Annotated in this window: 19 protein-coding genes; 5 read left to right on the top strand and 14 right to left on the bottom strand. The window is 63.2% G+C overall.

The genetic code is table 11. From position 1 onward, the window contains the following. Positions 1-16: 16 nt before the first annotated feature. Positions 17-3019, top strand: a complete 3003-nt coding sequence (locus AC1DYO_RS23340; protein ID WP_477266831.1) for a caspase family protein — start codon at positions 17-19, stop codon at positions 3017-3019. Next, entirely contained in the window at positions 3016-4701 is a 1686-nt protein-coding gene (amrB, locus tag AC1DYO_RS23335; RefSeq protein ID WP_477266830.1) for an AmmeMemoRadiSam system protein B, read from the top strand. Before AC1DYO_RS23340 ends, amrB begins: the two co-directional genes overlap by 4 nt. An 84-nt stretch (positions 4702-4785) precedes the next feature. On the opposite strand, the gene AC1DYO_RS23330 is transcribed toward amrB, so the two are convergent. Both AC1DYO_RS23330 and AC1DYO_RS23325 read right to left on the bottom strand, forming a co-directional pair. Beyond that, complete coding sequence (locus tag AC1DYO_RS23330) at positions 4786-6624, bottom strand: MORN repeat-containing protein (protein WP_477266829.1); 1839 nt, start codon at positions 6622-6624, stop codon at positions 4786-4788. A gap of 151 nt (positions 6625-6775) precedes the next feature. Continuing rightward, positions 6776-7855, bottom strand: a complete 1080-nt coding sequence (locus AC1DYO_RS23325) for a trypsin-like serine peptidase (RefSeq protein ID WP_477266828.1) — start codon at positions 7853-7855, stop codon at positions 6776-6778. 403 nt (positions 7856-8258) lie between these two features. Here AC1DYO_RS23325 and AC1DYO_RS23320 point away from each other — a divergent pair, with 403 nt between their 5' ends. Continuing rightward, positions 8259-9350, top strand: coding sequence for a S1 family serine peptidase (locus tag AC1DYO_RS23320; RefSeq protein ID WP_477266827.1), 1092 nt, complete (start codon positions 8259-8261; stop codon positions 9348-9350). A 91-nt stretch (positions 9351-9441) separates the two neighbouring features. On the opposite strand, the gene mgrA is transcribed toward AC1DYO_RS23320, so the two are convergent. From mgrA to AC1DYO_RS23285, 7 genes are all read right to left on the bottom strand, one after another. Next, positions 9442-10488 carry an L-glyceraldehyde 3-phosphate reductase gene (gene mgrA, locus AC1DYO_RS23315; RefSeq protein WP_477266826.1) on the bottom strand — a complete coding sequence of 349 codons (1047 nt, stop codon included), beginning with the start codon at positions 10486-10488 and terminating at the stop codon, positions 9442-9444. A gap of 57 nt (positions 10489-10545) precedes the next feature. Then, positions 10546-11688, bottom strand: coding sequence for a Gfo/Idh/MocA family protein (locus tag AC1DYO_RS23310; RefSeq protein WP_477266825.1), 1143 nt, complete (start codon positions 11686-11688; stop codon positions 10546-10548). A gap of 11 nt (positions 11689-11699) precedes the next feature. After that, positions 11700-12446 (bottom strand): sugar phosphate isomerase/epimerase family protein, encoded by a 747-nt coding sequence (locus AC1DYO_RS23305; RefSeq protein WP_477266824.1) that lies wholly within the window; start codon positions 12444-12446, stop codon positions 11700-11702. Between the two features lie 75 nt (positions 12447-12521). After that, positions 12522-13616 (bottom strand): ABC transporter ATP-binding protein, encoded by a 1095-nt coding sequence (locus tag AC1DYO_RS23300; RefSeq protein ID WP_477266823.1) that lies wholly within the window; start codon positions 13614-13616, stop codon positions 12522-12524. A 5-nt stretch (positions 13617-13621) separates the two neighbouring features. Next, positions 13622-14557: a carbohydrate ABC transporter permease gene (locus AC1DYO_RS23295; protein ID WP_477266822.1), complete on the bottom strand. Its 936-nt coding sequence runs from the start codon at positions 14555-14557 to the stop codon at positions 13622-13624. Next, complete coding sequence (locus AC1DYO_RS23290) at positions 14550-15443, bottom strand: carbohydrate ABC transporter permease (RefSeq protein ID WP_142870207.1); 894 nt, start codon at positions 15441-15443, stop codon at positions 14550-14552. The genes AC1DYO_RS23295 and AC1DYO_RS23290 overlap by 8 nt, the downstream gene beginning before the upstream one ends. Before the next feature lie 81 nt (positions 15444-15524). Continuing rightward, positions 15525-16763: an ABC transporter substrate-binding protein gene (locus AC1DYO_RS23285; protein ID WP_477266821.1), complete on the bottom strand. Its 1239-nt coding sequence runs from the start codon at positions 16761-16763 to the stop codon at positions 15525-15527. Between the two features lie 393 nt (positions 16764-17156). On the opposite strand from AC1DYO_RS23285, the gene AC1DYO_RS23280 reads away from it, so the two are divergent. Continuing rightward, positions 17157-18200, top strand: a complete 1044-nt coding sequence (locus AC1DYO_RS23280) for a LacI family transcriptional regulator (RefSeq protein WP_477266820.1) — start codon at positions 17157-17159, stop codon at positions 18198-18200. Between the two features lie 223 nt (positions 18201-18423). Here AC1DYO_RS23280 and gndA read toward each other — a convergent pair whose 3' ends face one another. Beyond that, complete coding sequence (gndA, locus tag AC1DYO_RS23275) at positions 18424-19851, bottom strand: NADP-dependent phosphogluconate dehydrogenase (protein WP_477266819.1); 1428 nt, start codon at positions 19849-19851, stop codon at positions 18424-18426. A 190-nt stretch (positions 19852-20041) separates the two neighbouring features. Between gndA and AC1DYO_RS23270 the strand changes: the two genes are divergently transcribed. Further along, the gene (locus AC1DYO_RS23270) at positions 20042-20479 is read left to right on the top strand and encodes a VOC family protein (RefSeq protein ID WP_477266818.1); all 438 of its coding nucleotides are present in this window, start codon (positions 20042-20044) and stop codon (positions 20477-20479) included. A gap of 25 nt (positions 20480-20504) precedes the next feature. On the opposite strand, the gene AC1DYO_RS23265 is transcribed toward AC1DYO_RS23270, so the two are convergent. From AC1DYO_RS23265 to AC1DYO_RS23250, 4 genes are all read right to left on the bottom strand, one after another. After that, a complete protein-coding gene (locus tag AC1DYO_RS23265; RefSeq protein ID WP_477266817.1) occupies positions 20505-22145 on the bottom strand; it encodes a copper resistance CopC/CopD family protein in 1641 nt (546 codons plus the stop codon). Between the two features lie 52 nt (positions 22146-22197). Then, positions 22198-22716, bottom strand: coding sequence for a YcnI family copper-binding membrane protein (locus tag AC1DYO_RS23260; protein WP_477266816.1), 519 nt, complete (start codon positions 22714-22716; stop codon positions 22198-22200). A 35-nt stretch (positions 22717-22751) separates the two neighbouring features. Further along, positions 22752-23285, bottom strand: coding sequence for a copper chaperone PCu(A)C (locus AC1DYO_RS23255; RefSeq protein ID WP_477266815.1), 534 nt, complete (start codon positions 23283-23285; stop codon positions 22752-22754). Between the two features lie 104 nt (positions 23286-23389). Then, on the bottom strand, positions 23390-23746 hold the full coding sequence (locus AC1DYO_RS23250; RefSeq protein ID WP_477266814.1) for a DUF2946 family protein: 357 nt from the start codon (positions 23744-23746) through the stop codon (positions 23390-23392). Positions 23747-23854 lie beyond the last annotated feature (108 nt).

Here is a 23854-nt window from a genome sequence, read left to right as displayed (position 1 = left end):
GGGCAGCTCTCATCCCTTGCGTGCTTTCCGGTGGCTGATCCTCGCCAGCCTTTTGGCGCTGGCATCGGTCGCCCGTGCCGAAGACCTCGATTTCCACCTCGATCTCAACACCGGCGGGCACAGCGCGAGGGTGACCGACTTAGCCTTCGCGCCGGACGGTGAGGAACTGGTCTCAGCGTCCGACGACAAAGCCATCCGCATCTGGGACTGGCAGAGTGGGGTGACACTGCGCACCATCCGCGGCTATCTCGGCAACGGCAATGACGGCAAGGTCTTCGCGATCGCCGTGTCGCCGGATGGCAAGACGATTGCCGCCGGCGGTTATTTCGGCGCCGGCATCGGTGACAACCCACCCTATGGCGATATCAGGCTGTTCGATTTCGCTACCGGCAAGATCAAGGCCGTGCTCAAGGCCGCCGATTACGCGATCTACGATGTCGCCTTCGCGCCGGACGGAAACACGCTGGCCGCCGGCGGCGGCGACGGCTTCGTCTATTTCTGGCACCTGGATGACAAATCCGCTTCGGGCTGGACGCTGGCGGCAAAACTCGATGCCGATTCCTGGCGTGTCGAAAAGCTTGGTTTTGCTGCAGCGGGAACCCGGCTGGTGGCCGCGACCACCGACAATGGCATAAGGCTCTGGGATGTCGCCAAGGGCGCGGAAATCGCCTTGCCCGCCGAGGCTGAACCGCTGCGCGACGTCAGCGTCGCCGCACTCGCTGTGTCATTGGACGGCAGCCTGTTCGCCACCGGCAGCAAGAACGGCGACGTCCAACTCTGGCAGGCCAGCGACGGCAAATTCGTTCGTTCCATGCCGAAGCAGGATTTTCAGATCGGCGCGCTGAGCTTCGCCACGGGCTCACGGCTTGTCGCATCCTGCAGCTATCGCTGCGCCGACAAGCACCGCTCGGTGGCCTGGAATACGGATAGCGGCGAGCAGGTGCTCGACTATGGCGGCCATGACGGCACGGTTTTTGCCAGCGCCAGCAATGGCGAAGGGTCGCTGGTGGCGACCGCCGGTGGCGCCCGCAATGCCATTCAGCTTTGGGACCCCACGACCGGCGAGCGCGAGGCGCTGCTGCAAGGGGTCGGCGAACCGGTGACTTCTGTCGGCATCGATACGGCGAGCGGCTCCGTCGCCTGGGGCAATGCCAACCCCTGCCCCGAACGCGTATCCTGCCCCGAACTCCAGGGCACGCTGGACAACGAACTGGCTTTGCCGACCGCCGAGCGGTTCTTCGAGGACCCGGAGGCATTGGCTGAAGAGGGCGCCTACGCCCGCGCCACACTAACCGATGGTGAGTGGTCGCTTCGCGCTGTCCCCAGTGGCAAGGACGGCCTCGAAAATGCCGTGCTGGAAATCACGAGCGGCGGCAAGGTGGTGCACAGCATCGAAAACGCCGCCACCAATGGTTTCGTCCATTCGGCCTATACGCTGATCGGCAGCGGCCTTGGCCTGATCACCGGTGGCAGCGACGGCACGCTGCTGGAGTACAAAACCGCGACCGCCGAGGTATCAGGCGAATTCACCGGCCACACCGGCGATATCAACGCCATGGCTGTCTCCGAGCAGGAGGGGTTGCTGGTCACCGGCAGCGCCGACCAGACCTTGCGGCTGTGGAATTTGAAGACGCACAAACTGATCGTGTCGATGTTTTTTGCCGGCTCCGAATGGATCGCCTGGATGCCGCAGGGCTACTATTACTCGTCCGCCGACGGCGACAGGCTGATCGGCTGGCAGGTCAATCAGGGCCGCGATCATGAAGGGCGGTTCATCAGCGCCGGTCAGCTGAAGAAATATCTCTGGAGCCCGGAAATGGTGCGCCGCGCCATCATCCTGCGCAGCGCCGAACAGGCGGTCCAGGAAATGCGCCCGGGCGTCGACCGCGAGCTGGAAAAGCTTCTTGAGCGCAAGCCGCCGGAATTCGGCATCAAGCTTGCGGCCGACCAGAGCAATGTCCGCGAGGGCTACGTTGCCGTCGAGATCACTGGGGCGGCCGAAGCCGGCGCCGATGTCGCCGGATTTTCGATCCTCTCGAACAGCCGCAATGTCGGCGATGTCACCGCGCGCTCGGTTGACGGCGGCAAGAGCACCATCGTCGAAGTACCGGTCGAGAACGGCGAGAACACCATCCGCATCACCGGCACCAATGAATTCGGCTACCTGACCGAGCGCAGCGTCACAGCACTGGCCAGGAAGACCGAGAAGCCCGCCAACAAGGGCAAGCTGTACGTCGCCGTGATCGGCGTCGACAAATATCCCTTCCTGACCGATGCCTGCGCCGGCCGTGCCTGCGATCTGCGCTACCCCGTCGATGACGCCACCGAATTCCTCGAGGTGATCTCGCAGAAATCGGCGCCTTTGTTCTCATCGATGGAGACTCTGGTGCTGGTCAACCGTGCAGCACTGGACGAGGCGCCCGACGCCGGCAAGGACGTCTTCAAGGTCGCCAGCGCCGACAGCATCCTGGAGCCGGACTCCGACACCATTGATGACCAGCTCGCCGATTTCCTCGACAGACCCGGCGAGAACGACACCACCATCATTTTCGTCGCCGGCCACGGCATCAACATCGACGAAGACTATTATTTCATTCCGACCGACGGCCGCAAACAGGACGCCGATCGCTGGAAGCGCTCCTCGCTGGTCGACTGGGGCGACATCCAGAAATCGGTCGAGCGGGCCAAGGGCATGCGCTTCATGCTGCTCGACACCTGCCATGCCGCCAACGCCTTCAACCCGCGCCTGGAAAAGGACGCGCAGGACGCGCGCATCGTCGTCTTCTCGGCCACCGCCGCCAACAACACCGCCGCCGAACTGCCCGAGCTCGGCCATGGCGTCTTCACCTATTCGATCCTCGAGGGCCTGCGCGGCCGGGCCAAAACATCGGATGGCGGCGTGACGCTGTTCGGCCTCGCCGATTATATCTCGCGCGAAGTGCTGCGGCTGACCGCTTCGAAGCAGAAGCCGTTCTACTATGTCGGCGGCGTCGAAAATATCGTGCTGGCAGAGCCGTGACCGCACGCTTGCTGTCACTTGCCATGCTTTGGCTGCTCGCCGTCGGTGCGTCACAAGCCGCACCGGTCGCCTGCCCGACGGGCAACGAGAACTTCCCGTCCTTCTACGATGACGCCGTGCTCTTCAACGACGCCATAGCGGCGGTCCCCAAAATCGAACCCTCCAACCAACGTCTCACCGGCATCACCGTACCGCACCACCTGCTCGCAGCCGACCTGGTGGCTCTCGGTTTCCATGCCGCTTCCGGCTTTCGCTACAAGCGCATCGTCATCCTGTCGCCGGACCATTTCCACAAGACGCAAAAACTCTTCGCCACCACGACGCGCGGGTTCGACACCGTGCTTGGCCCGGTCAAGGCCGACACGGCGGCCGTGCGCCTGCTGGAGGCGAAAGGCGACATGGTCGAGGACTCCTGCCTGTTTGCCAAGGAGCATGGCGTGGAAGCCATGCTGCCCTTCCTGCATCACTATTTTCCCGAAGCTGAAATCGTTCCGGTGGCGATGTCGGTCAAAGCCAAGCGCGATGACTGGGACCGATTGGCGGAGGCGCTGAAAGCGATCGTCGACAAGGACACGCTGATCGTCGAATCCACCGATTTCTCGCACTACCTGCCGCAGCACGAGGCCCGCCGTTTCGACCAGCAGACGCTGAACATGCTCGCCGCCGGATCGCTCGACGGCATCGCGGCACTGCGCCAACCGGATCATGCCGATTCCGTCGGCGCGCTCTACATCCAGACCAGGCTGCAGCGCGAACTGTTCGGCGCTCAGCCGCTGGTCGTCGCCAATGAGAATTCGCAGGCGCATTCGAGCGACTATGTCGCGCGCACCACCAGCTATGTCGTTGCACTGTTCGGCGCCTTCGGGCCCGGTTTCAACAACCCGGCCCGGCCAAACGACAAGCTCTATTATTTCGCCGGCGACGTGAACGTCGGCCGCGCCATGAAGAAGATCCTGGTCCGTGACGGCGGCGCCGAGAAGATCATCGACAGCGTGCTCGCCCTGACCCACTCAAGGCCGCTGATCGTCAATCTCGAAGGCGTCATCCTGCCCAACGTCCCCGAGGCGATCGACGACATGACGCTGGCCATGCCCACTGATCTCGCCATCGGCATGTTGCAGAAATTGCATGTCGCCGCCGTCAGCCTCGCCAACAACCATGCCTACGACCTCGGCCCATCCGGCTATGCCGAGACGCTGAGCGCGCTCGATGCGGCCGGTATCGCTCATTTCGGCCAGGGCGAGACCGAGGCACTTGCCGATCTTGACCTTGTCGGGCTGACCGACATCGACACCAATGGTTCCAGGAATACCGACCTGCTGACACCTGCCTTATTGGACCGGCTGCTGCACGACAATGCCGAGCGGCCGGTGATTGCCTTTGTCCATTGGGGCCGCGAGTACAAGACCGAGCCGTCGCCGCGCGAGGAGATGCTCGCCGACCAGATGCGGCTGCGCGGCGTCACCGCAATCGTCGGTGGGCACCCGCATGTGTCGAGCGAGGCGATCCTTCCGCTCGCCGGCGGCGATGTGGCGGAGATCTATTCACTCGGCAATTTCCTGTTCGACCAGAAGGCCGAGCGGTCGTCTGGGTCGATGCTGGAATTCAGGGTTTTCAGCCAGGGCACGATCTTTGCCAGGCTGATCCCGCTGCCCAATTATTTCGAGATGGGCTCGAAATAGAGCAATTCCAGGAAAAGTGTGAAGCGGTTTTCCCGGGAAAAGCGCGCAGCGCTTTCCCTTGAGGAATTGCGTCAAAGAAAGAGTTCAACAGCCCTCCAGATCGGCCGGCAGGTAGCAGACCGCAGGCTTGGTCCGGGTTTCAAACAGCGACTGCTTCGGCCGGAAATAGAAGAATGTGGCCGGCTTGCTCTCGCGCGTGCTGCCGTCTGCGAAATGGGCGGCGATGCTGAAGCGATGGATCGACGACATCGACGACCACATCTTCAGCCGCGCCGTGTAGCTGCTGAGGTTCTTGTTGCCGCGTACCGGCATGGGGATGCTGTAATCGGTCTTGCCGATCGGAAATTCGATGTTCTGGTAGCGCAGCGCTTCGGGCGAAGCGCCGCCGCCATCGCCGCATTCGGCCAGCGATTCGGGAACCTCGATGCTGACCAGCGAGACGACGACGAGAAACGGCTCGCTCTGCTGGGTGACAGCACCCTGATCGWCGACCCAGGAATAATCGAACTTGCCGATCCCCGTCACGCTCATCTTCTCGACGCTGCCGTTGATATAATCGGCAACGTCGCCGAACTTGACCTTGTTGGCGACCTGGGCGCGGCAGACGTCGAGCGCGTCCCTCGACGGGCAAGTGAAGCGCTGGGTCTCGAGCGTTGTCGTGTCGACGCCGGCCTCGGCCAGCACGTTCTTGACCGACACATCGACGCCGTCGCCGAAGCTGCCGATGTCCTTTGTGAACATGCGGCTCGGCTCACCAGTCGGGTTGTCTTCTTCGTCGGTCCGGGTGAACTGGATCGACATCTTCATGTCCTTCACGTCGCCCCAGCCATTGTTGACGATCGAAAAGTCGGGGCGGAAGCCGACGCAGCCATAGTGCTCGCTGATCGACAGCATCGGCTTGCGGTAGGCTTCGCTGGAAGCAACCTTCATTTCCAGGCTGTCGAGCTTGACCCTGGACTGATCGGTGGTCTTGAGATCGACTTCGGCGAAGGCCGGCGCCTGCTCCCAGTCCATGCCGTCATAGACATTGCCGGTACGAACCTGTCCGGTGCCGTTCCAGGCGTCATTGTACTCGTCCGACACCGGATAGATCGCGATGTCTTCGTCGCGCACCAGATGCTGGTACTGCATGTCGGCCTGCTGTGTCATGCGCTGGTCGACGGCAATGCCGATCTCGACCTTGTCGGCGGAACCGCCGCCGGTTTGCGCCTTGAGCAAGCCGCCCACCCTGGCATCGGCGAGCACATCGGGGCGCGCGCCGCCAATCTCCTTGCCCATCACCCATTGCGATTCATAGACGGTGCCGCCCGGCAGCCGGGTGCGAGCCTTGCCGTTCTTCAGGCCATCGGCAAATAAGCCGACGAATATCTCGCCCGTTTTCGTCTCCAGCCGGCCCTCGCCATTCGGCACGCCAGCCCTGAATTCCCCCTCGTAGCGATTGCCGTCGGCATCGACATGGATGCCGTGGCCATCGAGCTGGCCGGCGACCCAATGGCCGTCGAGGATCTCGCCCGAGCGCAGTTCCAATCGGCCCTGCCCATCGGGCCGGCCATTCCTGATCTCGCCGAAATAACTGGAATAGATGGTCTTGGGGTCGTAGCTCGCCGAGCCGCGCACGCGCCAGACCAGCCTGCCCTTGCCGTTGACGGTGCCGTCGGCCGCGACCGTCCGGTCCGGTGTCTGGCCGGCGGCCGGCTCCCAGACGAAGTCGAGGCCGAGTTCCGGATGGAAATCCCAGACCCGCACATTCTTGCGCAGCACTGAGCGCGTCTGGCTCTGATAGAGGATTTGCACCCGCTCGGCCCAGGCGCTGCCCGGCGAGGCAACGCCTTGATCGGCGACCGCAGGAAAGCATGTCAGCGCGGCCAGCATGGTTGCAGCCGCTATCGCCCTGACCCCGAAGATCATTCTTGCCCGCGCCATCGTTCCCAACCCCTTGGTTCGCCTAGCGTAAGCGCCGCCGCAAAACTGTGCAAGGGAGCGATTTCGATACAAAAAACCGGCCGCGGGAAAGTCCCGCCGCCGGTTTGGCATTGCTGGTTTTCGCCGCTGTTTGCCGGCGAAAGATCGGGCCTTATTTGTACAGGCCGTTGATCCACTCGATGTTGGCAGCGTTCAGGCGCACCGCGGTATTGGCATTGGGGCTTTCGGCCACGTTCACGCCGGTGACGACGCGCTGCTTGGCGCCATTGTCATAGGCGTAGACCGAGCTGCCGCTCGACCCCGGATAGGTATCGCAGTCGTACTGGAAATACTCCGGGCCGATATTTTCGGCGTGCACTTCGCAGGTCGCCTTCCACATCGTGCCCATCGGCTTGTCGCCGGGATAACCGATGATGTTGGCGGTGAAATCGCCCAGGTTCTCGTAGTTGGCATAACCCAGCCAGCCGAGATTGGTGCCGACATCCTGCTTCAGCGTGACAATGCCGAGGTCCCACGGAATGACCGAGCCGTAGTAGCCCTGATAATTGTCGATGAAGCCCTGCAGGATATAGACGCTCTCATAGCTGAAAGCGCCGAACGGAGCATCGTCGGCGGTGTTGCCGTTGAGCGCCGGCACGAAAATGACGTCATCGAGCCAGGCCTTGTCTTCGTTGCTGTAGAGGCAATGCGCGGCGGTGAGCACCGTGCGTGGCCCGATCAAGGTGGCCGAGCAGCTGCCATAGCCGCTCTTGGCTTTGCCTTCGAGATAGCCGATCGCGGTGAACGGGTAGGTCTTGGTGTTCTTGATCTGCTCGCGATCGTCGGCCCCGAACACTTGGCGGCCGGCTTCGTCGCCGCCCGTCAGCCCGGACTTGTCGGCATTCGGTGCGTTGGCCGGCGCATTCAGTTCCTTGATGACAAGGTCCTTCAGCGTATCGCCGGCATCGATCTTGATGTCCTTGCCATCGGCGGAACGGCCGACGATGCCATAGGATTTGACCGCCGTCCCCTCGTCGGTCAGCGGCGCCGCCCGGCTGGCTTCGTCTTCGGTCAGTTTCGGCGGGGCGATCGGTTTTGCCCGGCCAGGCTGGTAGTCGCCCGTCCCTACATCGCGCATGCTTTCGCCGTTGCCGGCATTCGCGGAGCCGGGATCGGCAGCGAAGGCGGGCATCGCCCACATTGCAGTGGATAGCAATACGGACGCAATGATAGTGCTTGTCAGTTTCGTCATGGTGAGACTCTCCCAAAAGTCAGCAAGGAGTGGATCAAAATATAGAAATATTGTCGAGATCGTGGTGGCGTTAAAAAATCAGTTTGGTTACCCGCCCGTATAAGATCATCGTTCCGGGCGGCCCCGTTAAAGCCCTCCGCCAAACGCACCCGCGTCGATATACTGCCTAAAATAATCCAACATTGGCAATGACAAATCGCTTCCACGTAGCCCGTGGGGGGCTATAGGGTTTGGGTGGGCTCTGCCCGACGGGGCACGATTAGCAAAAGTCGTATTCGGTTTTATGACCGCTCGCGCGCCGTTCGATCTGGCGCAGGGTGCGAGCGGCGTACCGGGTTCGCTTAGGCTGATTTTGCGCTAGGCAGGCATCGCCCGCCAATTGTCGTTCTCAGGAGGTTTCAAGGTGAACATTATCCATCGGTTCAGGCCGCTCGCCGCTGCATCGCTGTTGGGCGTCGCAGCCGCTTTCCCCGCCATCAACGCGCTGCATGCCGCAGACGCCGCCGTCCGGCCGGAAGCGGCGGTCTCGCCGATGGAGCGCGTCGCCGAAGCCAGGGACAAGGCCAAGGCCGAGAACCCCGACGGCGCCGACCGCGTCTATGGCGGCAAGGAAGCCGACAAGGGGGCTTATCCGTTCCAGGTGGCGCTGCTGACAACCGCCCGGCTCGATCCCAGCCCGGCCTCGCAGCCGAACGCGCAATTCTGCGGTGGCAGCCTGATCGCGCCGCAATGGGTGCTGACGGCGGCGCACTGCCTCAACGACAAGGGCCGGCCGATTTCGCCCGATACGGTGACCGTGCTGACCGGCGCCACCGACCTCACCGAAGGCAAGCGCTACAAGGTGGTCGAGGTCATCGTCAACGAGGGCTACAGCGAACAGACGCTGGACAACGATCTCGGCCTGCTCCGGCTGGCCGAACCCGCCGATGCGCCGGTCATCAAGATCACGCATGAGCCGACGCCCGACAGTGGCAAGACCACGGTCATCGGCTGGGGCAAGATGCAGGACGGCACCTTCCCGACCGCGCTGATGGTCGCCGATCTCGATCTCGAGCCGAGCGCAGCCTGCAACAGCGGCATCAAGTCGATCTATGCGCATGACCTGAAGGCCGCGCTCGGCGATCTCTCGCACCGCATGCGCTATTCGGAAAAGGGCATCGATGCCGCCGCCAATGCGATTGCCGCCGATATGTCGGATCCGCTGACCGGCAACATGATCTGCGCCGGCACCGACAGCGGCGAACGCGACGCCTGCAACGGCGACAGCGGTGGGCCACTGTTCATGACCGGTGCCGACGGCCCGGTGCAGGTCGGCGTCGTCTCCTGGGGCGAAGGCCCGTCGGATGGCACCGCCGCCTGCGGCCACAAGAACGCCTATGGCATCTACACGCGGCTCGCCAATTACACCGGCTGGATCGAGGAGAAGATGAAGACCTCGGCTCCTGCTGCCGGGGCGGCGCCCAAGGCTGGTCTCGGCACCGCCAAGAAGCCTTGAGGGCTAGACCGGTCACCCTTCCATAAAAATGAAAACGGCGGGATCTTCCCGCCGTTTTCATTCATATCCTTTGCCGGCTGTGTTTTTTAGCTCACTTCCGCGGCGGACCTTTACGCTCGGCCGAAGCCGCCCACAGATTGATGTCGGACTCGCGCGCGTAAGTGTCGATCTCGGCGAGCTCGGCATCGCTGAAGTCGAGCACCTTGAGCGCACCGACACAGTCCTCGACCTGTTCGGGCCGGCTCGCGCCGATCAGCGCCGAGGTCACCCGGCCCTTGCGCAGCACCCAGGCCAGCGCCATCTGCGCCAGCGTCTGGCCACGCTTGCCGGCGATCGCATTCAGCGCCTGGATGTTGGCGATGGTCTTGTCGTTGATGAAGGCGGGCCGCAGCGACTTGCCCTGGCTGGCGCGGCTGCCCTCGGGAATGCCGCCGAGATATTTGTCGGTCAGCATGCCTTGCGCCAGCGGCGAGAACACGATCGAGCCGACACCCAGCCCTTCCAGCGTATCGAGCAATCCGTCCTCTTCGACCCAGCGGTTGAGCATCGAATAGCTCGGCTGATGGATGATGCAAGGCGTGCCGAGCTGCTTCAATATATCGGCCGCTTCGCGCGTGCGCTGCGAATTGTAGGACGAGATGCCGGCATAAAGCGCCTTGCCCGAACGCACCGCATGGTCGAGCGCGCCCATCGTTTCTTCGAGCGGCGTATCCGGATCGAAGCGGTGCGAATAGAAGATATCGACATAGTCGAGCCCCATCCGCTTCAGGCTCTGGTCGAGGCTGGCCAGCACATATTTGCGGCTGCCCCACTCACCGTAGGGACCGGCCCACATCTCGTAGCCGGCCTTGGTCGAAATGATCAGCTCGTCGCGATAGCCGGCGAAATCGGTGCGCAATATGTCGCCGAAGGCGATCTCGGCCGAGCCGGGCGGCGGACCGTAATTGTTGGCGAGGTCGAAATGGGTGATGCCGAGATCGAAGGCCTTGCGCGCAATCGCCTGCTTGGTCTTGTGCGGCGTGTCGTTGCCGAAATTGTGCCACAGGCCGAGCGAGATCGCCGGCAGTTTCAGGCCGGATCGCCCGCACCTGTTGTAGAGCATTTTCTCATAGCGGTTTTCAGCCGGCTGCCAGCGCATGGGTACAGATCCTGGATTGAATGGGTGTCGGCGCGAGCGCGCCGMCACCCTTCTACCTCATTTCTTCTTCGCCAACAGCCCTTTTGCGTCCTTGACGCCGAGCGCGGCCGGCCGCTCGCAAGTGGTCTGCATGGCGACGAACTTGCCGGTCTCGCCCGACCGTAGCAGGCCGGTCATGACGTCGACGGCATGCAGCGCCAGCTCCATCGAGCAGCGGTGCGGGCGGCCCTCGCTGATCGCCAGCGCCATGTCGGCAAGGCCCGCGGTGCGGTAGTTGGCCATCATGCCCTGGCCGTGCGTTTCGTTGGGCACGCCGAACGGATGCTTCCACTTCGGCAGTTTCTTCACCGGCTTGGCCCCCTCGGTGATGCGCACGTCGCCGCCGAAGAAATTCGGATCCGGCACATACACCGTACCCGTCTCGCCATAGAGTTCCATCGGCGCGTGACCATGGGCCCAGACGTCCCAGCTGGTGTTGAGTGTGATCACGGCGCCGTTCTCGAACTCCAGCAGCCCGTGGATCGTCGTTGGCGTGTTGACCGGGATTTTCTCGCCCGCGCGCGGCTTCGACGAGATCGTGCGTTCCTTTGCGGGCGTCGTCGCGAAGGCCGCCACCTGCTTCACCGGTCCGATCAGCTGAATCAGATTGGTGATGTAGTAGGGTCCGATATCGAGCACCGGCCCGGCGCCCGGCTGGAAGAAGAAGTCCGGATTGGGATGCCAGTGCTCCATGCCATGGCCCATCACGTGACACGTGCCGCTGGTGATCTTGCCGAGTGCACCGGTGTCTAAGAGTGCGCGCACCAGCTGATGCGCGCCGCCAAGGAAAGTGTCCGGCGCCGAGCCGATGCGCAGCCCTTTCTTCTCGGCGCGGCTCTTGAGGTCGAGCCCTTCCTTGACCGACAGCACGAACGGCTTTTCCGAATAGACATGCTTGCCGGCGTCGAGGATCTGCTTCGACACCTCGTAGTGCACCGCCGGAATGGTCAGGTTGACGATGATGTCGATGTCGTCGGCCCCGAGCAGCCCATCGACGGTTTCGGCGCGCAGCTTGAACTCTTTCGCCCGTGCCTTGGCCGCATCCATGTTGATGTCGGCGCAGGCGCGCATCTCGATGCCGCGAAACAGCGGCGCCAGCGAGAAATACGCCTTCGAGATGTTGCCGCAGCCGATGACGCCGATACCCAGTTTCTTTGCCATGATGATTGTTCCTAGTAAGCCTTGACGGATGCGAGCGAGCGGCTGGCGAAGCGCTCGATGTCGTTGGGGTTATCCTGTTCCATGACGTAATACTTGGCCGCGCTCTTCGCCCGAAGCGTCTTGATCAGGCCGGCCCAGTCGATGGTGCCGTGGCCGACATCCGACCAGCCATCCTCGTCGAGGCCTTCGCCCGGTTTGGCCATATCCTTGACGTGGACGGCGCTGATGCGCTTGCCGTGCTTCTCGATCCATGGCAGCGGATCGACGCCGCCGCGGATCACCCAGGCGACATCCATCTCCCAGCCGATATCAGACGCGGCCGACAGAATATGGTCCTGCGGCACCGAGCCATCGGCGAGCTTCTTGAACTCGAAATCATGATTGTGCCAGGCAAAGCCGTAGCCGGCTTTTTTGGCCGTTTCGCCGACCTTGGCCAGACGCTCGCCGAAGCCGCGCCAGCCAGCGGCGTCGGACGGCCTGGAATCGGGCATGAGAAAGGGACAAATGACCAGCGTGATGCCGAGCGCGTCGGCCGTTTTGCGCACGCCGTCGAAATCATTCTCCAGCGCATCGATCGAGAAATGCCCGGTCGGCATCGCAAGCCCGTTCTTGTCGAGTTCGGCGCGGAACGCCTTGGGGTCGTCATAGACGCCGCCAAAACCTTCGACTTCCTTGTAGCCGAGCTTGCCCAGCATTTTCAGGATGCCGTCCCAGGGCAGGAAATTGCGGGCGCTGTAAAGTTGGAATGACCAGTTCATCGTCTCTGTCCGTTTCTTGGGTGGTGGGTCTTTGGGGATCGTTTGGGGGGATGTGATTGGGATGATTCTCGAAAATTACAGGCGATTGCCGGTGGCGGCATCGAACAGCGAGGCGCGTGCCGGATCGAAACCGAACTGGACCGGGTCGCCGCTGCGCAGTGTCCTTTCCGCCTCGACGCGAAACGACAGGTTGCGGCCGCCGAGCTTGGTCCACACCAGCGTGTCGGAGCCCATCGGCTCGACGATCTCGACCGAACCGCTGGCGGAAAACGGCATCGACTTTGCCGCGTCGCCGAAGGCGATGTGTTCGGGCCGGATGCCGAGCACGCAAGTACCCGTGGAACGCTCCGCGCCGTCAAAGACGTAGCGCTTGAGCGACACCGAAACACCGTCGGTCTTGAACGTTGGACCGGCCTCCAGTTGCCCTTCGAGGAAATTCATCGCCGGCGAACCGAGGAACCCGGCGACAAACCGGTTGACCGGCCGGTTGTAGATGGTCTGCGGCGCGTCGAGCTGCTGGATGACGCCGCCGCGCATCACCGCGATACGGTCGGCCAGCGTCATCGCCTCGATCTGGTCGTGGGTGACGTAGATCATGGTGTTCTGCAGCTTGCGGTGCAGCAGCTTGATCTCGACGCGCAGTTCCGAACGCAGCTTGGCATCGAGATTGGACAGCGGCTCGTCGAACAGGAAGACGTCGACGTCGCGCACCAACGCCCGCCCGATCGCCACGCGCTGGCGCTGGCCGCCGGACAAGGCGGCCGGCTTGCGCTGCAGCAGCGGCTCGATCTGCAGGATCTCGGCGGCGCGCGCGATACGCTTGGCGATCTCGTCCTTGGGCACGCCGGCGACGCGCAGGCCGAAGGACAGGTTCTTCTCCACCGTCATCTGCGGATAGAGCGCATAGGACTGGAACACCATGCCGATGCCGCGGTCCTTGGGCTCTTCCCAGGTGACATTTTTGCCCTTGATGAAGATGCGACCTTCGGAAATGTCGAGCAGCCCGGCAATGCAGTTGAGCAAGGTCGACTTGCCGCAGCCCGACGGCCCCAGCAGCACGATGAACTCGCCCTCGGCAACATCGAGGTTGAGCGTCTGCAGCACCGATACGGCGCCGAAATTCAACGACAGGTCCTGTATCGAAACGCTGGTGCCGTTAGCTGCCGCCATACCCATTACCCTTTCACCGCGCCGGCGGCGATGCCGCGCACGAAAAGCTTGCCGGAAATGAAGTAGACGATGAGTGGCACAAGGCCGGTCAGGATGGTGGCGGCCATATTGACGTTGTACTCCTTCACGCCTTGCACCGAGTTGACGATGTTGTTGAGCTGCACCGTCATCGGATAGGTGTCGGGGCGGGTGTAGACGACACCGAACAGGAAGTCGTTCCAGATGCCGGTCACCTGCAGGATGATGGCGACGACGAAGATCGGCAGCGACATCGGCGCCATGATGCGCAGGAAGATGCCCCAGAAGCCGGCACCGTCGACGCGCGCCGCCCGGAACAGTTCCTCCGGCATCGAAGCGAAATAATTGCGGAACAGGAGCGTCAGGATCGGCATGCCGAAGATCGAATGCACGATCACCAGCCCGCTAAGGCTGCCATAGAGACCGATCTCGCGCAGGATGATGACGATCGGATAGATCATCACCTGGTAGGGGATGAAGGCGCCGACGATCAGGATGACGAAGAACGTGTCGGCCCCCTTGAAGCGCCAGTTGGCCAGCGCGTAGCCGTTGACCGAGGCAATCGCGATCGACAGCAGCACCGACGGCACGGTGATGCGCACCGAATTCCAGAAGCCGCGCGACAGCCCGTCGCAGTTGAGGCCGGTGCAGGCTGTCGCCCACGCCTTGACCCACGGCTCGAAAGTGATTTCGAGCGGCGGCGAGAAGATGTTGCCGAGCCGTATCTCAGGCATGCCCTTGAGCGAGGTGACGACCATCACGTAGAGCGGCAGCAGATAGTAGACAGCCACCACGAAGAGCGTGCCATAGAGGAAGATGTTGCGGCGTGAGAAGACATGCCGCGGCCGAGGCCCACTCGGCCCCAGGGCTTCGCGCTCGGCGGCACCCGCGCCGGCGGGCAAGGAGACGGCCGGGTCAGCCACGCTTCTTGCCTCCAAATTCGAGGTAGGCCCACGGCACGATGACGATGACCACCGAGAGCAGCATCATGGTCGAGGCTGCGAATCCCTGGCCGAGATTCTGGGCGAAGAACATGTAGTCGTAGACGTACTTGGCCGGCACTTCGGAGGCGATGCCCGGACCGCCGCTGGTCTGGGCGACAACGAGGTCGTAGACCTTGACGATTCCGGAAGCGATGATGACCAGCGTGGTGATGAAGACCGGCCGCATCATCGGGATGACGATGAACAGATAGGTCTTCCACATCGGGATCCCATCCACCCGCGCCGCCTTCCAGATATCCTCGTCGATGCCGCGCAGGCCGGCCAGCATCAGGCACATGATCAGCCCTGTGCCTTGCCACAGCGCGGCGATCGAAATGCCGTAGATGACGATGCTGGAGTTATAGAGCGGGTCGAAGCTGAAGCTCGTCCAGCCGAGGTCCCGCACCACATGCTGGATGCCGAAATCCGGATTGAGCAGCCACTGCCAGACGAGACCGGTGACGATGAAGGACAGCGCGAACGGATAGAGGAAAATGGTGCGGAACGTGTCCTCGAAGCGGATCTTCTGGTCGAGTAGTGCGGCCAGCAGGAAGCCGATGACCAGCGAGAACACGAGTGAGATGGCGCCGTAGATCAAAAGGTTCTCGATCGAGATCAGCCAGCGCGGTGTCGACCACAGCCGGTAATACTGATCGAGGCCGACGAAATTCAGCCGCGGCAACAGCTTCGAATTGGTGAAGGAATAGAGCACCGTCCACAACGTCCCGCCAACGAAGACCACCGACGCGGTGAGGATCATCGGGATCGAGGCGACCTTCGCATTGAGGTTGCGGAACAGCGGGTTGGGGCGTTCGCTCTTGCTCATCTCGTCAGCCGGCTGGGTAAGGGCGTTGCGATCCCGGCCCTGCATTCGCAAGGCCGGGAGCGAGGTGAATTGCCTCCAACGTCAGTCTGCCGCCGCGATGAGGTCGGCGAAACGCTTCTGCGCCTCTTCCACCGTCATGTCCGGCTTGGCGAAGAATTCAGCGAAGAGATCCTCTTTCTGCTTCTGGGTGTCCTGCGACATCAGCTGGTCCGTCCACGGGATGACGGCGCCTTTGGCGAGGATGGCGAGGCCCTTCTTCATGCAGTCGTTTGCGGCATTGAGATCGACGTCGCCGCGCACCGGTAGCGAGCCCTTCTTGAGGTTGAAGGCGACCTGCGTCTTGGGATCAAGCAGCGTTTCGGCCAGCACTTCCTGCGCCTTGGACTTGTCGGCATCCTTGAGCAGCGGGAAGTAGAAGGCGTCGCCGCCGGTGGCGATGACTTCGTTCAGGCCGAGGCCCGGCAGGCAGGTGTAGTCCTTGCCCGCGACCTTGCCGGCAACCTGGAATTCGCCTTGCGCCCAGTCGCCCATGATCTGGCCGCCGGCCTTGCCGGTGATGACCAGATTGGTCGCCTGGTTCCAGTCCTGCACATTGGTGTTCTTGGCCATCTTGCGGGCATCGTCGGCGGCCTTGAAGACCTTGGCGATCTCAGGCCCGGCGGCGAACTTGGCATCCTTGTCCTTGTAGACCTTGAGGAATGCATCGGAGCCGCCCACGGCCGCCAGCAGCACGTCGAAGGCGCCGGAGGATTGCCAGGCCTGCCCGCCGACGGCGAGCGGGATGATGCCGGCCTTTTCCAGGGCGGGCGCTGCCGCGACGAATTCATTCCAGTCCTTCGGCAGCGGCACGCCGGCCTTCTCGAAGGCCTCGTTCGACAGCCACAGCCACTGCCAGGAATGGATATTGACCGGCACGCAATAGATCTTGCCGTCGATGGTGCAACTGTCGAGCAGGCTCTTCGGCCGCACGATTTCCGTCCACTTGCCCTTGGTGGCGACATCGGTGAGGTCGCGCATCAGGCCGGCCTGCACCAGTTCTTCGGCCTGCCGGCCGTGGTTGAACTGGGTGGCGCCCATCGGGTCGCCGCCGGTGATGCGGCTGATCATGATCGGCCGCGCCGTACCGCCGGAACCGGCGATGGCGCCGTCGACCCAGTGGTTGCCGGTGGCGTCAAATGCCTTGGCGAGTTCCGCAACCGCCGCCGCCTCGCCGCCCGACGTCCACCAATGGGTGACTTCCAGGTCGGTCGCGGCTGCCGGGCCGGCAAATTGCAGCGCGGCCGTCGCGGCAAAAGCAGCGGTCAAAAGTTTATAGCGCATTTCGGTTCCTCCCAGAATCTGAAACGTTACAGATTTTCGATACGGCAATTGTGCGGTGCGTGCAACCCCTCCGGTAGACGTGCCTCGATATTTTTTCGAGGCGCGAACAAATTCCTTTCGCATAAGCCGGCAAACTCCGCACAAAAGCAGCTGTTGCGCTGCAAAATCATGCTGCAGTGCAAGAAACCCACCTCGAGTCTCGTTTCTCGCGCGGCGTCGACCGGGCCTGAAAACCCTGTCGGAACCATGAATTAGGCAGTCTGCGGTGGCAAGATTGGCAATCTGTAACGTTTCAGTATACTGACGCTAGCGGGCGGACTGCCGTGCCACATCGTCATGTAAACGATTGTCGGCAGAGCCGGCGGCTGCTAAGCGCCTGACGGGGCGGGACGAATGGACAGGGACCAGACGGACAAGGACGGCGAGGCGTCGGCGCATGAGCGGCCGACGTTGAAGACGCTTGCCTTCATGACCGGGCTCGGCGTCACCACCGTCTCGCGCGCCTTGAAGGATGCACCCGAAATCGGCGCCGAGACCAAGCGGCGTGTTCAGCTCGTCGCCAGGCAGATCGGCTACCGGCCGAACCGCGCCGGTGTGCGCCTCAGAACCGGCAAGACCAATGTCATCAGCCTCGTCCTCAACACTGAGCACGAACTGATGAGCTTCGTCTCTGATATCATCTACGGCGTCACCGAAGTGATTGCCGACACGCCCTATCACCTGATCGTCACGCCCTATTCGCGCTCGCAGGATCCGCTGGATCCGGTGAAGTACCTGGTCGAGTCCGGCTCGGCCGACGGCGTCATCATTTCGCGCACGCAGCCCAATGACCCACGCGCCCGCTACATGCTGGAGCGCGGCATTCCCTTTGCCACACATGGCCGCACCGATATGGGGCTCGTCCACCCTTACCATGACTTCGACAACTACGCCTTCGCCGCCGAGGCGGTGCGCCATCTGGCCGGCATCGGCCGGCGCCGGCTGGCGCTGGTGACACCGCCTGTGGGGCTCACCTATTACGGCCACACGGTGAACGGCTTTGCCGATGCGCTGGGTGAGATCGACGCCAGCGAAGTGCCGTTCAACACCGTTTCGATCGACCAGTCGATCGATCAGATCAGGACACGGACCGCGCAGTTGATGCGCCGCGACGTCCGACCGGACGGTTTCGTCAGCAGCGCCGCCGCGGCGACGCTGGCCATTGTTGCCGGCATCGAGGATGCCGGCCTGAAACTCGGCCGCGACGTCGATGTCGTATCCAAACAGTCGTCGGAATTGCTGCATTTGTTCCGCCGGGAGTTGCTGGTCGTCAACGAAGACTTCCGCCTGGCAGGCACCGAACTTGCCCGCGCCGTTCTGGGCTGGATAGGCGGCGGCGCACCCGGCTCTTTGCAGAGCGTGGTCAAGCCGGGCAACGTCGTCGCCTATCGCGGCTGACTTGCGCTACCCTGAGAGGCAGGTCAGGCCGAGCCGGAGTCGAAGACGGGCGCGAAGCGACCAACTGGGTTGATACCGAGAACCGGAGCGGAGCGTACTTTTCGTACGTGAGCACCGGCCTACGCCGACCGTAGCCTTAGCTACCTCAACCCTCCTGAGGGCTTCGGCCGGCGAAGGCCGGAAGCGCAGGTATCAGCCATTTGCAGGCCGGCCTCACCTGACTCTAGCCAGCCGCCCCGCTGCCCCAGGGACCATGGAAAGCCCCCTGCTCGCCGATACGCTCGAAGCCATGCGCGCCGAAGAAATCGCGCTGCGCCTGGATCAGGTTCGATGTGCCGCGGCCCTGGCGATAGCTGTCGAAATAGGCGAGCGCCGACGCCAGCGCCGGCACCGGCGAGCCGGCCTCCGAGGCCCGAGCCACGATCCTGCGCAACGACGGATGCGCCTCCTGCATCATGGCGATGAAGGCCGGCGCCATCAAAAGGTTGGTGGAGGCTCCGCCGGAACCGAAGGCTTCCGCCATGGTGTCGAGCATCTGCGAGCGGATGATGCAGCCGGCGCGCCAGATCTTGGCGATCGTCGGCATCGGCAGGTTCCAGTTGAACTCCTTCGAGGCGCCGCTCATCACGGCAAAACCTTGCGCGTAGGCTGCGATCTTGCCGGCGAGCAGTGCCAGTTCCAGGTCTTTCAGAAGTGCCGCCTTGTCGCCGGCGATCTTGGTCACGCCGATGTTGCCATAGGCTTTTTCGGCGGCCTGCCGCTCGTCCTTGATCGAGGACAGCACGCGCGCCGCCACCGCGGCCTCGATGGCAGTCGCCGGAATGCCGAGCTGCTGCGCCTCGATGACCGACCATTTGCCGGTGCCCTTCTGGCCGGCGCGGTCGAGGATGATGTCGACCACCGGCTTGCCGGTCTTCGCATCGTCGGCGGCCAGCACCTTGGCGGTGATCTCGATCAGGTATGAATCGAGCCGGCCCTTGTTCCAGTTTTCAAAGACGGCGCCGATCTCCTTCGGCCCCATGCCGAGACCGTCGCGCAGGATGCCGTAGATCTCGGCGATCATCTGCATGTCGGCATATTCGATGCCGTTGTGGATGGTTTTCACGAAATGCCCGGCACCGTCAGTGCCGAGCCAGGCAGCGCACGGTTCGTCCTTGAACTTGGCCGAGATCGCGGTCAGCACGCTTTCGACGCGTTTCCAGGACTCTTCGGTGCCGCCGACCATGATCGACGGCCCATGGCGCGCGCCCTCCTCGCCGCCGGACACACCCATGCCGATGAAGGTCAGGCCCGAGCCCGCCAGTTCGGAAAAGCGCCGCATCGTATCGCGGAAATTGGCGTTGCCGGCATCGATGACGATGTCGTTGGCCGACAGCACGCCGCGCAGCGCTTCGATCTGTTCGTCGACCGGCTTGCCGGCCAGCACCATGATGATGATCGGCCGCGGCGGCCGGATCGCGTCAGCGAGTTCCTCCAGGCTGTAGCAAGGCACCACCCTGTCGCGCAGCGCACCGGCGCTTTCGAGGAAAGCATCGGTGCGCGCCTTGGTGCGGTTGAAGACGGCGATGCGGTGCCCGTGCTCGGCAATGTTGAGCGCCAGGTTGGAGCCCATCGTGCCAAGGCCGATCAGGCCGATTTCGGCTTTTTCCATCGTTTCTTCCCTGCTTTCGGATTTTGTTGAGGTCGCGTTTTGCCGGGATGATTGACGGGCCTTTCGCGCCGCGTCAACCGCTTCGCTGAATTGTGACGACCCCGCGCTGAGGTCGGGCCGAGCCAAGAAGGGTTCGTTGGTGGATCAGGCGACGCCTTGTCGATTGGAGATATGGCGATAGATTGGACTTATGGCAGTCAAACGAATGGACAATGTAGGTATCGTCGTCGAGGACCTCGAAGCGACGGTTGCTTTCTTTCGCGAGCTCGGCCTCGAGTTCGAAGGGCGGGCGACGATCGAGGGAGAATGGGCCGGACGTGTCACCGGACTGGGCGATCAGCGCGTCGAGATTGCCATGATGCGCACGCCGGACCGCCACAGCCGGCTCGAGCTCTCCCGCTTCCTCACGCCGCCTGTCGTCGCGGATCATCGCAACGCCCCGGTGAACGCTCTGGGCTACCTCCGCGTCATGTTCACCGTGGACGACATCGACGAGACGCTTGAAAGGCTCCGCAAGCGCGGTGCGCAGCTCGTAGGCGAAGTCGTCCAGTACAAAGACGTGTATCGGCTGTGCTACATCCGCGGGCCGGAAGGGCATCTCATCGGACTCGCCCAACAGCTCGGCTGAGCGCCCTTCGCGGGCAGGCTGACTATCACTCGGCGCGGATATCGATCGGCGCTTCGATCTTTACCACCTCGAAATCCGAAACCAGAATATCGAGCCGCGCCGTCCACCGGCCGGGAACCGGGATGACGAGATCGTCGACGCGCCAGGTGCCGTCGCCGGGCTTGGTCGCCGGACGCTTTATCGGCTCGATGCCGGAGTCGGGCTTGGACAGCACCAGCGTCACTTCCTTGGCGTCGAGCGGTCCGAAATCGCCGGTCATGATGACGATGGAAGCGACGACCTCCCCGGTATGGCCGGGCGTGATCTCGATATCGGCCATCGCCTTCAGCGTGTGGATATGGGTCGATGTCGGCTGTGCCGCGGCGATGGCCAGCGCCCGTGGCGGCGGCGTGAAGCGCCAGCCGGCGGCAACGCCGAAGATCAGAAGCACGATCAGCATTTCGACTGAGATCGAACGGGTGAGCCGGCGCCGCACTTCCGTCGCGCCGGCTTCTGCCGAGGCGGTCAGCCGCCAGCGATTGACCGCCGCCAGTGTGAACAGAAACACCAATAGTGCCAGCTTAATCAGCAACAGCCGGCCATAGGCGGTGTTGGCGAGCGCTGCCGGCGTCTGCACCTGGATGATGGCGAGCACGATGCCGGCGGCGGCAAGCACCGCCACCACGGGCAGAATCACGCGCGAAAACCGCCTCAGAAACAAGCCGGCCTCCGCCGACTGGCTGCCCAGCGCCAGGCCGAGCGGCAGCAGCGCCCCGGCCCAGAAAGCGATGCCCGCGCCATGCAGGAACACCATCGGCCGCGTCAGCCATTGCGGTTCGGCCGCACTCGCATGGCCGCTGGCGGCAAGGGCCGCGCCCACACCGGCCAGTCCGGCGAGCGCCAGCGGCCGGGCGGTGGCGCGCGGCCCGACCAGCGACAAAAGGCCAAACCCGAGCGCCGCCAGCGCAATCAGCACCGTCCAGCCGAAGCTGGCGCAGAGCCCGGTTTGCCAGACCACCGGTTGCGCCAGCCGCGCAAGCGGCGCGCCCAGAGCATCCAGCCCCTGGAACCCGAGCGACAGCGGTGCGGCGACCAGGCCGCACAGGATGGCGGCAATGACGAAACGCTGGCCTGAGCGCACGCCTTGCGCCAGCCAGACAAGCGCGAAGGCGCCGCCGACGCCGAGGAAAAGGCCGATGTAGAGAAGAACCTTGCCGGTCCAGATCGCCGACCGCAAATCCATGTCGACGGCCTCCGCCACCGCCGGCGCCGCACTTGGTGCGCCGACGGAAAACAGCACCGAGCCGCCAACCGGATGACCGTCGGCGGAAATCACCCGCCAGCTCAAGACATGTGTGCCCGACCCGAGCTTTTGCGGATTGTCTATCTCGACCGTCTGGTCGTCGAGGCGAAAGGAGGTCAGCGCGACAGGCGTTCCGTCGGGCCGCACCAGCGTCAGCACCAGCGGCGACACCGGCTCGCTGAAGGTCAGCGAAAATTGCGTAGGCGCTAGCTCCAGAACCGCGCCGTCGGTTGGCTCGGCCTTGATCAGTGCCGCGTGGGCAAAGGCCATGGTCGGGGCGGCAAGCACGGCCAGCAGCAGGATCGAGGCCAGTATGCCGAATGCCAGCCGGTCGACGCATCTGCCGGCTGTCCGTTCCTTCAGCTGGAAATAGGCCACGCTCATGCCACCACCAAAACAATGGCGCGCCGCTTCGAAGCAGCGCGCCACCAATGCATCACTTCTTCGGCAACAGATTGAGGCCGGGCGCCGGATCTTCCAGCGCATCCTCGTTCTGACCGGCCGCCGGAATCTCTATCCAACGCGTGGCAGCGCCATCGCATTCCTGCACCACCGGAAAATAGATCTTCTGGCTGGCCGGCAGATCGGCGGCCAGCGTGCTGCGGAAGACGAACTCGTCATAAAATTCATCCGGCAGGCTGCCGCCGCTCCAGTCGACTTCCTTGACGCCCGACGTCACCGCCTCGCCGTAGAGCTGGTAGGATTTCTCGTACTTGCCTTTCTTGACCTGCAGCGTCCAGCCCGGCTTCGGCATCGGCTTCACCGCGATCACCCCTTCCGGGATTTGCACGCGCACGGCAATCGTCGCCTTGCCGTCGCAGCCATGCGGCACCCGCAGCACGGCCTTGTAGGTCGAACCGACCGGCGCTTCCTGGGTTTCGAGCGTGATATGGGCGAAGGCAGCACTTGTCCCCAGGACGAGACATGCAACCGCGGGCAAAAGGTACTTGTTCATGATGGTCCCTCGAAAAATCGGTTGGCAATAATTGGTCAGTCGTTGTCTTCCTGGGGCGGCGCGCTGCCGATGGCTTGCACGGCAAACTCGACGGTCACCGTCCCGGCCTTCTCGAAGGTGAGCGTGGCGGCAAACATCTGGCCCTCCTTGGGCGGCTGCTTCAGATCCATGAACATCACGTGATAGGCGCCGGGGCCCAGCGTGACCTTGCCGCCCGCCGGAATTTCCAGGCCACCCTCGACCGGGCGCATGGTCATGACGCCATCCTTCACCCCCATTTCATGCAGTTCGGCCTTTGCCGAAATGTCGGAGGCAATCGACAGCAGCCGGTCCGGCGCGCTGCCCTTGTTGACGATGGTGAAATAGCCGCCGGCAACCTTGGCGCCTGCCGGCGTTGCGCGCGACCAGGGATGCTCGATCTCGATATCACCAGCCTTGAATTCATGTGCCAGGGCAGAGTGGGCGCCGACGAACAACAGGGCGAAGGCGAAGACGGCGCCGCCAAGACGGTGCTCGAGTGTGCGGAAGAAAGGCGTGCGGCGCGATGCGGCATGAAAAAAACGGGACATGGGTAAGCTCCATGAATATGAGGTCGCGCCGTTGCCGGTCGCGAACGATGTCGATCGTTGGATGGTTATCGCCTGCGCAGGTTACGCGAAGCGAGCGGCAGTTTTCAGGCCGCGACTGGCGGTGCGCGCGGATTGGCCGGTGAGCGCTCGCGCGTGACGTCAGGATACCTGACTGCCGGCAGAACAAAGGCGACTGTTTCAAAGGACAGACGGACCGGCGCCACACCGACGCCTGCCGGCGGCGCATAGGCCACGAAAGCCATGCTGCAGCCAAGCATGCAGCAAGCCGGCATATGCTGCTGGTGCGGATCGCCGCCGGGAAGCTTGACCGCACCCTCATGGGTGCAGATGACATTGCCGAAGGCGTCGATCTGTGACGCATCCGATGCAATGCCGAAAGCAAACACGCCGAGCGTCGACTGGAGCAGCAACACACAGGCGGCGACAAACGCGGCCGTCATGCTCCATCTCTTACGCCGGATGTTCAAAGACCTGCCTCTTCACGCAGCAACGATGGATGTCTAGCACGCGGCGCGCAGCCGGAAAATCGCCAAATCAGCGCTGCGGCA

The organism is Mesorhizobium sp. P2_F5 (genome assembly GCF_056403715.1).
Note: the sequence above shows the minus strand (reverse complement) of the source record. Positions and strands in the feature narration are given on the sequence as shown.